Annotated in this window: 12 protein-coding genes; 5 read left to right on the forward strand and 7 right to left on the reverse strand. The window is 67.7% G+C overall.

Going from position 1 to position 13764, the window contains the following annotated elements:
* Positions 1 to 145 precede the first annotated feature (145 nt).
* Genes trpS through sdhC form a run of 7 tightly spaced genes read right to left on the reverse strand, consistent with a single transcriptional unit; the run spans position 146 to position 6887 of the window.
* A complete protein-coding gene (gene trpS / locus SK224_RS14295) occupies positions 146 to 1150 on the reverse strand; it encodes a tryptophan--tRNA ligase (protein ID WP_307319673.1) in 1005 nt (334 codons plus the stop codon).
* A gap of 41 nt (positions 1151 to 1191) precedes the next feature.
* Positions 1192 to 2040, reverse strand: coding sequence for an exodeoxyribonuclease III (locus SK224_RS14300; protein WP_320435330.1), 849 nt, complete (start codon positions 2038 to 2040; stop codon positions 1192 to 1194).
* A gap of 36 nt (positions 2041 to 2076) precedes the next feature.
* Complete coding sequence (locus SK224_RS14305; protein ID WP_320435331.1) at positions 2077 to 3309, reverse strand: YihY/virulence factor BrkB family protein; 1233 nt, start codon at positions 3307 to 3309, stop codon at positions 2077 to 2079.
* A gap of 42 nt (positions 3310 to 3351) precedes the next feature.
* Positions 3352 to 4131 carry a succinate dehydrogenase iron-sulfur subunit gene (locus SK224_RS14310; RefSeq protein ID WP_137416317.1) on the reverse strand — a complete coding sequence of 260 codons (780 nt, stop codon included), beginning with the start codon at positions 4129 to 4131 and terminating at the stop codon, positions 3352 to 3354.
* Between the two features lie 2 nt (positions 4132 to 4133).
* Entirely contained in the window at positions 4134 to 5963 is a 1830-nt protein-coding gene (sdhA, locus tag SK224_RS14315) for a succinate dehydrogenase flavoprotein subunit (RefSeq protein WP_320435332.1), read from the reverse strand.
* Between the two features lie 46 nt (positions 5964 to 6009).
* Positions 6010 to 6453: a succinate dehydrogenase hydrophobic membrane anchor subunit gene (locus SK224_RS14320; protein WP_320435333.1), complete on the reverse strand. Its 444-nt coding sequence runs from the start codon at positions 6451 to 6453 to the stop codon at positions 6010 to 6012.
* Positions 6453 to 6887 (reverse strand): succinate dehydrogenase, cytochrome b556 subunit, encoded by a 435-nt coding sequence (gene sdhC / locus SK224_RS14325; protein WP_320435334.1) that lies wholly within the window; start codon positions 6885 to 6887, stop codon positions 6453 to 6455. Before sdhC ends, SK224_RS14320 begins: the two co-directional genes overlap by 1 nt.
* A gap of 229 nt (positions 6888 to 7116) precedes the next feature.
* Here sdhC and SK224_RS14330 point away from each other — a divergent pair, with 229 nt between their 5' ends.
* The 5 genes from SK224_RS14330 to SK224_RS14350 all read left to right on the forward strand — a co-directional run bounded on the left by SK224_RS14330 (position 7117) and on the right by SK224_RS14350 (position 13758).
* Positions 7117 to 8232 carry a mannose-1-phosphate guanylyltransferase gene (locus SK224_RS14330; protein ID WP_320435335.1) on the forward strand — a complete coding sequence of 372 codons (1116 nt, stop codon included), beginning with the start codon at positions 7117 to 7119 and terminating at the stop codon, positions 8230 to 8232.
* A gap of 172 nt (positions 8233 to 8404) precedes the next feature.
* Complete coding sequence (locus tag SK224_RS14335) at positions 8405 to 9529, forward strand: BMP family lipoprotein (RefSeq protein ID WP_413816792.1); 1125 nt, start codon at positions 8405 to 8407, stop codon at positions 9527 to 9529.
* A gap of 103 nt (positions 9530 to 9632) precedes the next feature.
* The gene (locus SK224_RS14340) at positions 9633 to 11147 is read left to right on the forward strand and encodes an ABC transporter ATP-binding protein (protein ID WP_320435336.1); all 1515 of its coding nucleotides are present in this window, start codon (positions 9633 to 9635) and stop codon (positions 11145 to 11147) included.
* Positions 11144 to 12457, forward strand: coding sequence for an ABC transporter permease (locus SK224_RS14345; RefSeq protein WP_320435337.1), 1314 nt, complete (start codon positions 11144 to 11146; stop codon positions 12455 to 12457). Before SK224_RS14340 ends, SK224_RS14345 begins: the two co-directional genes overlap by 4 nt.
* Complete coding sequence (locus tag SK224_RS14350) at positions 12454 to 13758, forward strand: ABC transporter permease (RefSeq protein ID WP_320435338.1); 1305 nt, start codon at positions 12454 to 12456, stop codon at positions 13756 to 13758. The genes SK224_RS14345 and SK224_RS14350 overlap by 4 nt, the downstream gene beginning before the upstream one ends.
* The last annotated feature ends 6 nt before the right edge of the window (positions 13759 to 13764 follow it).

Here is a 13764-nt window from a genome sequence, read left to right on the forward strand (position 1 = left end):
GCTCGGGCCGTGCCGCCGCCGGGCCGAACTCCTGCAATCCCTCACTCTCGCCGGTCCCGCCGAGACCGCGGAGCGGTTTTGCAGGAGTTCGGGTCGTCAGGCAGGCCCGCATACCGCCGCCGCGGCAGAACAGGCGGCGCCGGTGTCAGCTGCGGCGGAGGAGGCCGATGCGGTCGTAGACGTCACCGAGGGTCTGCTCAGCCACGGCCGAGGCCTTCTGCGCGTTGACGGCCAGGGCGCGGTCGAGTTCGGCGGGGTCGTCGAGCATGGCGAGGGCGCGCTCGCGTACCGGGCCGAACTCCGACACCACGACTTCGGCCAGCGCCTTCTTGAAGTCGCCGTAACCGCGGCCCGCGAACTCGTCCTCGATCGAGGGGATCTGCCGGCCCGTGAGAGCCGCGAAGATCACGAGCAGGTTCGACACGCCGGGCTTGGTCTCGCGGTCGTAACGCACGACGCCCTCGGAGTCGGTCACCGCGCGCATGATCTTCTTCGCGCTGACCGCAGGGTCATCCAGCAGCCACAGCACGCCCGCGTCGGACTCTGCGGACTTCGACATCTTCGACGTCGGGTTCTGCAGGTCGTAGATGCGGGCCGTGTCCTGCTGGATGACGGGCGTCGGCACCGTGAAGGTCTTGCCGTAACGCGCGTTGAAGCGCTCGGCCAGGTCGCGGGTCAGCTCGACGTGCTGCTTCTGGTCGTCGCCGACGGGCACCACGTTGGTCTGGTACAGCAGGATGTCTGCGGCCATCAGGACCGGATAGGTGAACAGACCCACGTTGGTCGCGTCGCTGCCGTAGCGCTGCGATTTGTCCTTGAACTGCGTCATGCGCCCCGCCTCACCGAAACCGGTGATCGTCGACAGGACCCACGCCAGCTCGGCGTGCGCGGGAACGTGCGACTGCACATACAGCGCCGACTTCGACGGCTCGATACCGGCCGCGATGTACTGGGCGGCCGTGCGCCGGGTCTTCGCGCGGAGCTCCGCCGGGTCGTTCGGCTGCGTGAGCGCGTGCAGGTCGACGACGGAGAAGAACGCGTCGTACGACTCCTGCAGGTCGCGCCACTGCAGCAGAGCCCCGATATAGTTGCCGATCTGGAGGGAGTCGGCCGAAGGCTGCATTCCGGAGTACAGGCGCGCTTTGCTCACCCGTCGATTCTACGGACCCGGATGCGGTGCGCTGTCGCCCCTCAGGCGCCCAGGCGGTAGTCGGCCACGACGGGGGCGTGATCGCTCCACCGTTCGGCGTACGACGCGGCCCGCGCGACCCGGTAGTCGGCCACACGCGTCGCGAGGGCGGGGGTGGCCATGTGGTAGTCGATGCGCCAGCCCGTGTCGTTGTCGAACGCCTGGCCGCGGTTGGACCACCACGTGTACGGGCCGTCGACCTCGCCGGCGAAGCGGCGCCCCACGTCGACCCACCCGAGCCCGATGCCCTCGACCCCGTCGACGCCGGTCACCAGGGAGCCGGCATCGCCGAAGAAACGGTCGAAGTACGAGCGCTCACGGGGGAGGAACCCGGCCTTCTTCTGGTTGCCGCGCCAGTTCTTGATGTCGAGCGGGCGGTGCCCCACATTGAGGTCGCCCGTGACGAGCGCGAGCGCCTCGTTCTGCGCCAGCTCCACGAGGCGAACGCTCATCGCGTCGAGGAATCCGTACTTCGCGTCCTGGCGGGGGGTTCCGTCTTCGCCGGAGTGCACGTAGGCGCTGACCACCGTCAGCTGCTCGCCGTCGACCTCGACGTCGGCCTCGATCCAGCGGCCGCGCGAGTCGACGCCCTCGTCGCCGAGCTCGATGCGCGATGCGGTGATCGGGATGCGGCTGGCCACCGCCACCCCGGAGCGCCCCTTGGTCAGTGACTCGTCATGAACGAGCTCCCAACCAGGCAGCGCGCTCTCGAGATGGGTGAGCTCGGCGCGCACCTCCTGCAGCGTGAGGATGTCGACCTCGGCACTATCGAGCCAGCCCGCCATGCCGTTTCTCACCGCGGCGCGGATTCCGTTGACGTTGACAGAGGCGATGCGGAGGGTTCGTGACACGCCTTTCAGCGTATCCGGCACCCCCGACACGAATGCTCAGTCGAGGAAGTGCCGAAATCGCGGCCGCGTGGTGAGCGCGGCGGCGGCGGCAGCGGCCGCATCCCGTTCCTCCGCCGCGCGCTGGACGCGGCGCCGGGCGGCAGGACGTTGCCACCACGCCGCGCGACGGGCCCGCTCTCGCGCCTCGCGAAGGCGCACCTGGGCGGCGACCGATAGTGCGTGCACTTCAAGTGCTTCCCGCTCGGCGTCGCTCAGCTCTACCAGCGGCAGGTCGCGGTCGGAGGTGGAGACCGCGATCCACGCCGCAGCCACGAGGATCACGATGCCGGTGATCCGGAACCACAGGAGGAAGCCGATGAAGATGGCGAAGGTCGCGATGAGGGGATTGCTCGGCGTGTAGCGAAGCAGGAGCCCTGCGCCCACCTGCAGGAGCGCGAGAGCCGCGCCGCCGAGGATCGACCCCGGCCAGATGCGCCGCCAGCGCAGCGACGTGCCGGTGAGGAAACGGAAGAGCAGGGCGAGTGCGACGGCGTTCACCAGGAACGCGACCACCAGGCTCAGTGCGCGCGCGAGGATCGTCGACCACGTGGAGTCCGGTTGCCACTGCAGGATGCTCGCCAGCAGATCCAATGCCCAGGTGGTGATCTGCACGAGTACCCAGCCGGCGAGCAGCGCGATGCCGAACAGCGCAGCCGCGAGGAGGTCCCGGGCCTTCAGCATGAGGTAGCTGCGGGAGTCGAAGGGCAGGCCGAACGTGTCGCGCACCGCGCGGCGGGTGTATGTGATGAACCCGATGGCCGTCCAGATGACGACCACGAGTGCGATGGCGCCGGTCGCCGGGAGAAGGCCGCCGCTGCTCTGCGAGGCGACGGCCTCGACCTGGCTCGGCTTGACCAGACCGCTTTCGCTGATGAGTGCGGGGATGTAGCTGTTGACGATGTCGATCAGCTGGTGCACGGCCGCGTCGTCGCCGCCCAACCAGAGCCCGACCGCGGCAGCGGCGAGATAGATGCCCGCGAAGATAGCGAACAACGACTGGTAGCTGACGCCTGCGGCCAGCAGGAAGCCGTTGTGCTGAAGGAAGTGCCGCCAGACCCGGATGGGGAACCAGGAGAGGGTGCGGCGGGTCAGCGCCGTGGCCTTCTCAATCGGCTCATCGAGCCGTTCGCGCAGGTTCGCCTGTGCCGAATCCCACCGATCCCGCAAGGAGCTCTCGTCTTCGGGCAGCACGAACCTCATGTCGGCGTCGTTCTCCCGGGCTCGCCTCACGCCCTCACCCTAGCGAGATCGGGCAGCGAGGCTCTGCATCGCTCAGCCGCGCAGGACCGCCTGCTTGACCTCGGCGATCGCCTTGGTCACCTGGATGCCGCGCGGGCACGCCTCCGTGCAGTTGAAGGTGGTGCGGCAGCGCCACACGCCTTCTTTGTCGTTGAGGATGTCCAGGCGCACGTCGCCGGCGTCGTCGCGCGAGTCGAAGATGAACCGGTGCGCGTTCACGATCGCGGCAGGGCCGAAGTACTGGCCATCGGTCCAGAACACGGGGCACGACGAGGTGCACGCGGCGCAGAGGATGCACTTCGTGGTGTCGTCGAAGCGCTCGCGGTCGACGATCGACTGCACGCGCTCCTTGCCCTTCTCGGGCGTGGAGTTCGCGATGAGGAACGGCTGCACTTCGCGGTAGGACGCGAAGAAGGGCTCCATGTCGACGATGAGGTCCTTCTCCAGCGGCAGGCCCTTGATCGCCTCGACGTAGATCGGCTTCGAGATGTCGAGGTCCTTGATCAGCGTCTTGCAGGCCAGGCGATTGCGGCCGTTGATGCGCATGGCATCCGAGCCGCAGATGCCGTGGGCGCACGACCGGCGGAAGGCGAGCGAACCGTCGACCTCCCACTTGATCTTGTGCAGCGCGTCGAGCACACGGTCGGTGGAGTACACCTCGACGTCGTAGTCGACCCAGCGCGGCTCCTCGTCCAGCTCCGGGTTGAACCGGCGCACGATGAAGGTGACCAGGAACGCCTGGATGCCGGAGTCGTTGGTCTCCTGCACCTCGGGGGCCTCGGTGGTGGTCTCGGCGATGGCGGTGGCGGCCATGCTCAGTACTTCCTCTCCAGCGGCGGGTAGCGCAGTTCCCCGGCCTCGTCCTTGGTGAAGACGACCGGCTTCCAGTCGAGACGGATGTGGTCCTCCGGGTGGGAGGAGTGCGCATCGCCCGACAGGTAGGACATCGTGTGCTTCATGTAGTTCTCGTCGTCACGCGTCGGGTAGTCGTCGCGCATGTGGCCGCCGCGGCTCTCCTTGCGGTTGCGCGCGGCGACGGCGACGACCTCGGCGATGTCGAGGAGGAATCCGAGCTCGACGGCCTCGAGCAGATCGGTGTTGTACCGCTTGCCCTTGTCGTCGACGTGGATGTTCTTGTAGCGCTCGCGCAGCTCGGCGATGACGAGCATGACCTCGCCGAGGGACTGGTCGGTGCGGAACACCTGGGCCTTGCGGTCCATCTCGTCCTGGAGCGTCTTGCGCAACACGGCGATGCGCTCGGTGCCGGGGTTGTTGCGCAGGCCCTCGATCATCTCGCGCACCTCGCGGGCCGGGTCCTCGGGCAGCGGCACGAACTCGGCGCCGCTCTGCACGTACTTCACCGCGTTGCGCCCGGCGCGCTTGCCGAACACGTTGATGTCGAGCAGAGAGTTGGTGCCGAGGCGGTTGGAGCCGTGCACCGAGACGCACGCGCACTCACCCGCGGCGTACAGACCGGGAACGACGGTGTCGTTGTCGCTGAGGACCTCGGCCTCGATGTTGGTGGGGATGCCGCCCATCGCGTAGTGCGCCGTCGGCATCACCGGCACGGGCTCGACCACAGGGTCGACACCGAGGTAGGTGCGGGCGAACTCGGTGATGTCGGGGAGCTTGGTCTCGAGCACCTCGGCGCCCAGGTGGGTGCAGTCCAGGAGCACATAGTCCTTGTGTGGGCCGGCGCCGCGACCCTCCTCGACCTCCTGCACCATGCAGCGGCTGACGATGTCGCGCGGCGCGAGGTCCTTGATGGTCGGTGCGTAGCGCTCCATGAAGCGCTCGCCCGAGGCGTTGCGCAGGATGGCGCCCTCACCTCGTGCCCCCTCGGTCAGCAGGATGCCGAGACCGGCGAGTCCGGTCGGATGGAACTGGAAGAACTCCATGTCCTCCAGCGGGAGCCCCTTGCGCCAGACGATGCCGACACCGTCACCGGTGAGCGTGTGGGCGTTGGAGGTGGTCTTGAAGATCTTGCCGAAGCCGCCGGTGGCGAACACGACGGCCTTCGACTGGAAGACGTGCAGATCGCCGGTGGCCAGTTCGTACGCGACGACGCCGGCGACCTTGGTGGTGCGGTTGTCCTCGACCGTGACGAGATCGAGCACGTAGAACTCATTGAAGAAGTTGATGCCGAGCTTGACGCAGTTCTGGAACAGCGTCTGCAGGATCATGTGGCCGGTACGGTCGGCGGCGTAACACGCGCGGCGGACGGGGCTCTTGCCGTGGTCGGCGGTGTGGCCGCCGAAGCGACGCTGGTCGATCTTGCCGTCGGGGGTGCGGTTGAAGGGCAGGCCCATGTTCTCGAGGTCGATGACCGCGTCGATGGCCTCCTTGGCGAGGATCTCCGCCGCATCCTGGTCGACGAGATAGTCGCCGCCCTTGATCGTGTCGAAGGTGTGCCACTCCCACGAGTCCTCTTCGACGTTGGCGAGGGCCGCGGCCATCCCGCCCTGCGCGGCGCCCGTGTGCGAGCGGGTCGGGTAGAGCTTGGAGATGACGGCGGTCTTCGCGCCGGGGCCGGCCTCGATCGCCGCACGCATCCCGGCGCCGCCGGCGCCGACGATCACGATGTCGAACTGGTGGTAGTAGACACCGTCCTTGACGACGGTGTCCGCGGTGGAGTGAGTGCTCACAGGTGGGATTCCTCTTGTCTGTTCTGATCCGTGGGACGCGGCGTGCCTACTGGCACGCCTCCCACATCACGCTGTCGCTGGTCACGCCGAGGCAGGGGTCGAAGGTGAAGACGACGAGGGTGCCGAGCAGGATCAGGAACGCCGACACGATCCAGATCGCCCAGACGAGGACGCGCCGCGTGGTGGCGTGCGTGACGTAGTCGTTGACGATCGTGCGCATGCCGTTGCCGCCGTGGATGAGGGCGAGCCAGAGCATCGCCACATCCCACCACTGCCAGAACGGCGAGGAGAGCTTGCCGGCGACGAACGCGAAGTCGATCTGGTGGATGCCGTCGCCCGTCAGGAGGTTGACGAAGAGGTGTCCGAAGATCAGCACCACCAGCACAACGCCCGAGGCGCGCATGTACACCCAGCCCCACTTCTCGAGGTTGGGGCCCTTGCGCCGCGGGGCCGAGAAGGGGCTGCGGGGATCGGCGATCGTCGCGCTCATCAGTGGCCGCCTCCCGTCGCGGCGAAGACATTCATGAGGTGGCGGGGGGCGAAGCCCAGCATCGTGACGGCCCACAGGCCCAAGACGATCCACCAGAGCTGCCGCTGGTAGCGCGCGCCCTTCGACCAGAAGTCGACGACGATGATGCGCAGACCGTTGTAGGCGTGATAGGCGATCGCGGCTACCAGAACGACCTCGCCGATGCCCATCACGGGGTTCTTGTACGTGCCGATGACCGCGTCGTACGCCTCGGGGGAGACGCGGATGAGAGCGGTGTCGAGCACGTGCACGAGCAGGAAGAAGAAGATCGACACACCCGTGATGCGGTGCAGCACCCACGACCACATGCCCTCGTTGCCGCGGTACAGCGTTCCGCGCGGCCTCTTGGACGTCGTCTGAGCGAGCGATGGTGTGACGCGTGCCGGTGCAGCCACGGTCGTCCTCCCTGATCGAACACGGTGGGGCAGGCGTTGCCCTTCGGGGTTTTTGCTGGTCCCCTGCGTCACGCGGGCGCTGCCGACAGTGTATTCGCCGCAGCACGACGGCGCCCTTTAGGCGAACCTAACAATCTCGACGTCGAGATAAATGGACCGGTGACGCCGGTCGCTCGAGCGTTCGGCCGCCGACATTCTCGTGACATATGCGACGGATAGGGTGTCCGGTATGGGGAACGAGATCGAGGGTTTCTACGCCGTCATTCCGGCCGGCGGCATCGGCAGCAGGCTCTGGCCGCTCTCGCGCGCCGATGCGCCGAAGTTCCTGCACGATTTGACCGGCTCCGGTCAGACGCTGCTGCGCGACACCTGGGACCGCTTGGAGCCGCTGGCCGGCCACGACCGGATCGCGGTCGTCACCGGGCGCGCGCACCGCGCCGCGGTCGAGAAGCAGCTGCCCGGCATCCCCGACAAGAACGTGTTTCTCGAGTCCGAGCCGCGCGACTCCACGGCCGCGATCGGTCTCGCCGCGGCGATCCTCGTGCGCCGCGAGCCCGACGTCGTGATCGGCTCGTTCGCCGCGGACCACGTGATCCAGGGCGCGCGGATCTTCGACTTCGCCGTGCGCCAGGCGGTCGCGGTGGCACGTGCCGGCTACATCTGCACGATCGGCATCCAGCCGTCCGAGCCGTCCACCGGCTTCGGATACATCAAGAAGGCCGACGAGCTGATCGTGGACGGTGCCCCGGAGGCGGCTCTCGTCGAGCGGTTCGTCGAGAAGCCCGACCTCGCCACGGCACGCGAATACTTCACCGATCGCGCCTACTCCTGGAACGCGGGCATGTTCATCTCGCGTGCCGATGTGCTCCTCGCCGAGATCGAGGCGAACGAGCCCGAGCTGCACGCGGGCCTGACCGAGCTTGCCGAGGCGTGGGACGACCGCGACCGCCGCGGACCCGCGGTGGATCGCATCTGGCCGAATCTCAAGAAGATCGCGATCGACTACGCGGTCGCCGAGCCCGCGGCCGCCAAGGGCAAGCTCGCCGTCATCCCCGGCCACTTCGACTGGGACGACGTGGGCGACTTCGCGAGCCTCACGAAGCTCGTCTCGAACGGTCGGAAGAACGATCTCGCCGTGCTCGGCGAGCACGCCCGCATCCTCTCCGACGCGTCCAGCGGCATCGTGGTGACGCAGACGCAGCGCGTGATCAGCCTCATCGGCGTGCAGGACATCGTCGTGGTCGACACCCCCGATGCCCTCCTCGTCACCACGACCGAGCACGCGCAGCGGGTCAAGCAGGTCGTCGACGCGTTGAAACTCACCGGCCGCGGCGACGTGCTCTGACACCGGATGCGGCCGCCCGCCGCGCCCGCGGAACACGCGCGTCGAGGGCCGTTTGTAACCATTGGGTTGCGGCCTGCCGATCGGCCCGTTGTGGGCGCGTCGCATTAGGTAACGTTGCCGCATCCGTCCCCGGAACAGCCGGGGCATTCCCACGTCTCTTGATGGAGGACTCGTGAAGAAGACGACGACCAAGGCGCTGCTCAGCGGCCTGGCGATCGTGGCCACCGCCGCGCTGCTGGCCGGCTGTGGCTCCGCCCCCACGACCGAAACGACGAGCGGCTCCGCATCCGACGTCGTCGACGGCTTCAAGCCGTGCCTGGTCTCTGACGCGGGCGGCTGGGACGACAAGTCGTTCAACGAGTCGGCCAAGAACGGCATGGACAAGGCCGCCAAGGAGCTCGGCGTCACCCCGCTCGAGTTCGAGTCGACCAACGACAACGACTACGCGCCGAACATGCAGACCGCCATCTCGGAGGGCTGCACCCTCGTGATCGCCGTCGGGTTCAAGCTCGCCGCCGCCACCGTCGAGGCCGCCAACGCGAACCCCGATCTCGACTTCGCGATCATCGACGACTACGCCGACACCGACTTCGACGGCAAGACCGACGCGCCGAACATCAAGCCGCTGGTCTTCAACACGGCTGAGGCCGCGTACCTCGGCGGTTACGCCGCCGCAGCGTGGTCCGCCAAGGACGGCGTCAACAAGGTCGGCACCTTCGGCGGCATGCAGATCCCGTCGGTCGCCGTCTTCATGGACGGTTACGCGATGGGCGTCGAGAAGTACAACGAGGACAAGGGCGCGAACGTCCAGCTCTTCGGCTGGAACGTCGACACGCAGGAGGGTTCGTTCACCGGCGGCTTCGACGCCAACGACACCGCCAAGCAGACTGCTCAGGGCGTGCTCGACCAGGGCGTCGACGTGATCCTGCCCGTTGGTGGACCGATCTACAAGAGCGCCGCCGCGGCCATCGCCGACAGCGGCAAGAACACGCTCATGCTCGGCGTCGACAGCGACCTCGCCGTCGCCGACGACAGCGTCGCCGACATCACGCTGGTCTCGATCATGAAGGCGATCGACGTCGCCGTCTACGACGCGACCGTCGCCGCGTCCAAGGGCGAGTTCGACCCGACCCCCTACGTGGGCACGCTGAAGAACGAAGGCGTCAAGCTCTCGAGCTTCCACGACTTCGAGTCGCAGCTGCCGGAGGGCCTGACCGACGAGCTCACCAAGCTCCAGGACGACATCATCGCGGGAACCATCACGGTGACCTCGAAGAACTCTCCCGCCGGTTCTTGATCTGAACCGCACCACCTCGGGGCGAGTGGCTTTCCAGCCGCTCGCCCCGAGTCCCGTTCCGACGCCTTTCGACAGGCATTTTCTCCCCAGGTAGGGTGCATCTATGAAGCTCGAGCTCCGCGGGATCACCAAGAGATTCGGCAGCCTCGTCGCCAACGACCACATCGATCTGGTGGTCCGGCCCGGGGAGATCCATGCGTTGTTGGGGGAGAACGGCGCAGGCAAGTCGACCCTCATGAACGTGTTGTACGGCCTGTATCGCGCCGATGAGGGCGAGATCCTTCTGGACGACGTCGTCCAGAACTTCCGCGGTCCCGGCGATGCCATGGCCGCGGGTATCGGCATGGTCCACCAGCACTTCATGCTCATCCCCGTTTTCACCGTCGCCGAGAACGTGATGCTCGGGCACGAGAGCACGAAGGCGCTCGGTCGCCTCGACCTGAACGCGGCGCGCAGGCACGTACGCGAGGTGGCACAGCGCTTCGGGTTCGAGATCGATCCCGACGCTCTCGTCGGCGATCTGCCCGTGGGTGTGCAGCAGCGCGTCGAGATCATCAAGGCGCTCTCGCGTGACGCGAAGGTCCTCGTGTTCGACGAGCCCACCGCGGTGCTGACACCGCAGGAGACCGACGAGCTCATGGCGATCATGCGCCAGCTCCGGGACGAGGGCACCTCCATCGTCTTCATCACCCACAAGCTTCGTGAGGTCCGCGAGGTCGCGGACCGCATCACCGTCATCCGGCTCGGCAAGGTCGTCGGCGAAGCATCGCCGACCGCGACCAACACCGAGCTTGCCTCCCTCATGGTCGGGCGCGCCGTCGAGCTCACCGTGCAGAAGGAGCCGCCGAAGCTCGGCGAGGGTGGCCTGAAGGTCAGCGGGCTGCGTGTTCTCACCTCGACCGGTGCGATCGTCGTCGACGGCGTCGACTTCGACGTGCGCCCCGGAGAGGTGCTCGCGGTCGCCGGCGTCCAGGGCAACGGCCAGACCGAGCTCGTCGAGGCGATCGTCGGACTCGCGGCGCGTGTCGAGGGCTCCATCAGCCTCGACGGCACCGAACTGGTCGGCAAGAGCGTGCGGGCGATCCTCGACGAAGGCGTCGGGTTCGTCCCGGAGGACCGCAAGGAAGACGGCCTGGTCGGCGGTTTCTCCGTCGCCGAGAACCTCGTGCTCGATCGTTCCTCCGACCCCGCCTTCGCCCGCGGCGGCACGCTGCGCCGCCGCGCACTGGACGCGTTCGCGCGCGACCGCATCCAGGAGTACGACATCCGTACCCGTGGCCCGGAGACTCCCGCCGGCACGTTGTCGGGGGGCAACCAGCAGAAAGTGGTCATCGCGCGCGAGATGAGCCGCGACTTGCGCCTGCTGGTCGTCGCGCAGCCCACCCGGGGTGTCGACGTCGGGTCCATCGAGTTCATCCACAAGCGCATCATCGAGACGCGGGACGCCGGTATTCCGATCGTCGTGGTCTCCACCGAGCTCGACGAGGTCAGCGCCCTCGCCGACCGCATCGCCGTCATGTACCGCGGCACCATCGTCGGCATCGTGCCCGGCGACACGTCTCGCGACACCCTCGGCCTCATGATGGCCGGCGCAACCGACCCGGAGGTGGCCGCATGAGCGGTTCGACGCCCACGAGCGACGGAGGCGCCCGCAAGGGCGACGGCGACGCCGAGCTCCCACGCGCAACAGGGCCGCTGGCCGGCGAGGAGATCCCCCCGACGCGCTCCGGCATCTTCCTGCGCGAGCTGATGCGCGGAAGCGCCGTGACCACGCTGCTCGCGATCGTGCTCGCGATGATCGTGGGCGGCATCCTGATCGCCGTCACCAACGAGAATGTGCAGGCCGCATCCGGCTACTTCTTCGCGCGTCCCGGTGACACCTTCGTCGCCATCTGGCAGGCCGTCTACAACGGCTACGAGGCTCTCTTCCGCGGAGCGATCTTCAATTCGCGGGGTGCGGACTTCGCGGCGCAGATCCGGCCATTGACGAATGCTCTCGGCTTCGCCACTCCGCTCATCGCCGCCGGTCTCGGTGTCGCGCTCGCCTTCCGCGCGGGACTGTTCAACATCGGTGCGCGTGGCCAGATGCTCATCGCGGCCATGTTCGCGGGGCTGTTCGCCTTCAACCTCGACCTGCCGCTGTGGCTGCATCTGCCCATCACCCTGATCGCCGGCATCGTCGGCGGTGCGCTGTGGGGCGGCCTCGTGGGTCTGCTGAAGGCGCGCACGGGTGCCCATGAGGTGATCCTCACGATCATGCTCAACTACGTGGCGTACTACCTGCTGCTGTGGATGCTGCGCACGCCAGGGCTGCTCCAGATGGAGGGCACCAACCAGCCCATCACGAAGCCGACGCCGGAGTCGGCACAGTTCCCCGACCTGCTGGGGCCGCAGTTCCCGCAGCTCAACTGGGGCTTCGTCGTCGTGATCGCGGCGACCGTGTTCGTGTGGTGGCTCATCGAGCGCTCCAGCCTCGGGCTGCGTCTGCGCGCGGTGGGAGAGAACCCGCACGCCGCGCGTGCTGCGGGAATGAGCGTGGAACGCCTCTACATCTACGCGATGCTCTTCGCGGGCGGCCTCGCCGGCCTCGCGGCGATGAATCAGATTCAGGGGACCGTGACGACCGGATTCGGCGCCACGATCGACGCCGGCATCGGCTTCGACGCCATCACGGTCGCCCTGCTCGGGCGCAGCCGCGCGTGGGGAACGTTCGCCGCAGGCATCCTGTTCGGTGCGCTGAAGGCGGGATCCTTCTCGATGCAGGCGCAGGGGATCCCGGTCGACATCGTGCTGGTCGTCCAGTCGCTCATCGTGCTCTTCATCGCGGCGCCGCCGCTGCTGCGCGCAGTGTTCTTCCTGCCCAAGTCCGATGCCGAGAAGGCAGCCAAGGCGCGAGCCAAGGCCGCGAAGAAGGCGGTGGCCGCGTGAGCGCTCCGATCCACGACAACGCCGCCGCGCAGCTCGAGCAGAGCGACGGCACCATCCATCTCGCCGTCGTCAAGCAGCGTCATTTCAAGGGCCCCATCGTGCTGGCCGCGGTCGTCGCCCTGCTGGCGGCGCTGTTCGGCCTCTCTCCGCGCGACGGAACATCGTCGTTCCGCCTCGGCGACCCCTCGCAGGCGCTGGCGCTCGGGGATGTGGGCGTGCCCACGGCCCTGACCTCGTGGCTGGTATGGGCCGTCCTGGTGGTCCTGACCATCTTCGCGTTCTGGCTCGCGTGGTCGTATCGCCGTCAGCCGCTCTGGCTGACCATCGCCTTCAGCATCCTCGGCGTCTTCGCGTTCCTCGTGTGGGCCGGTGCCGACGGGCTCGTCCCGGTTCCGAGCTTGCTCTTCGGCGCCGTGTCGCTGTCGGTTCCGCTCGTCTTCGGTGCCCTCGGCGGCGTGATCGGAGAGCGAGTCGGTGTCGTCAACGTGGCCATCGAGGGGCAGCTGCTGCTCGGAGCGTTCTCCGCGGCGCTCCTGTCCAGCATCACCGGCAACCCGTTCATCGGCCTCATCGGCGCGATGATCGGCGGCGTCCTCGTCTCCTTCGTGCTGGCCGCGTTCGCGATCAAGTACCTCGTGGACCAGGTGATCGTCGGTGTCGTGCTCAACGTGCTCGTCACGGGCCTGACCGGATTCCTCTACGGTGCGTTGCTGGCGCCGAACGAGGATGCACTGAACCGTCCCGAGCGCTTCACGCGTCTGCAGATCCCCGGTCTCAGCGAGATCCCCATCATCGGACCGGTGCTGTTCAACCAGACCTTCATCGTGTACCTGATGTTCGTCACGGTCGCCCTCGTCGCGTGGGGCCTCTACCGCACGCGCTGGGGTCTGCGTCTGCGGGCCGTCGGTGAGCACCCGCAGGCGGCCGACACCGTGGGCATCAAGGTCAACGCCTCGCGGTTCTGGAACGTCTCGCTGGCGGGCGCGATCGCCGGCATCGGCGGCGCGTACTTCACGCTCGTGTCCGTGCCGCAGTTCGGCAAGGACATGACCGCCGGCCTCGGCTTCATCGCTCTCGCCGCCGTCATCTTCGGCCGGTGGGATCCGATCCGCGCCACGCTTGCGGCGCTGCTGTTCGGGTTCGCGACGAACCTGCAGAACCTGCTGACGGTGCTGAAGACGCCGATCCCCAGCGAGTTCATGCTCATGCTGCCCTACGTCGTGACGATCCTCGCCGTCGCTGGGTTCGCCGGGCAGATCCGGGGGCCCGCCGCCGCCGGAAAACCGTACATCAAGGGCTGACGCCCG

The organism is Microbacterium sp. BG28 (assembly GCF_034044005.1).
Classification (GTDB): Bacteria; Actinomycetota; Actinomycetes; order Actinomycetales; family Microbacteriaceae; genus Microbacterium.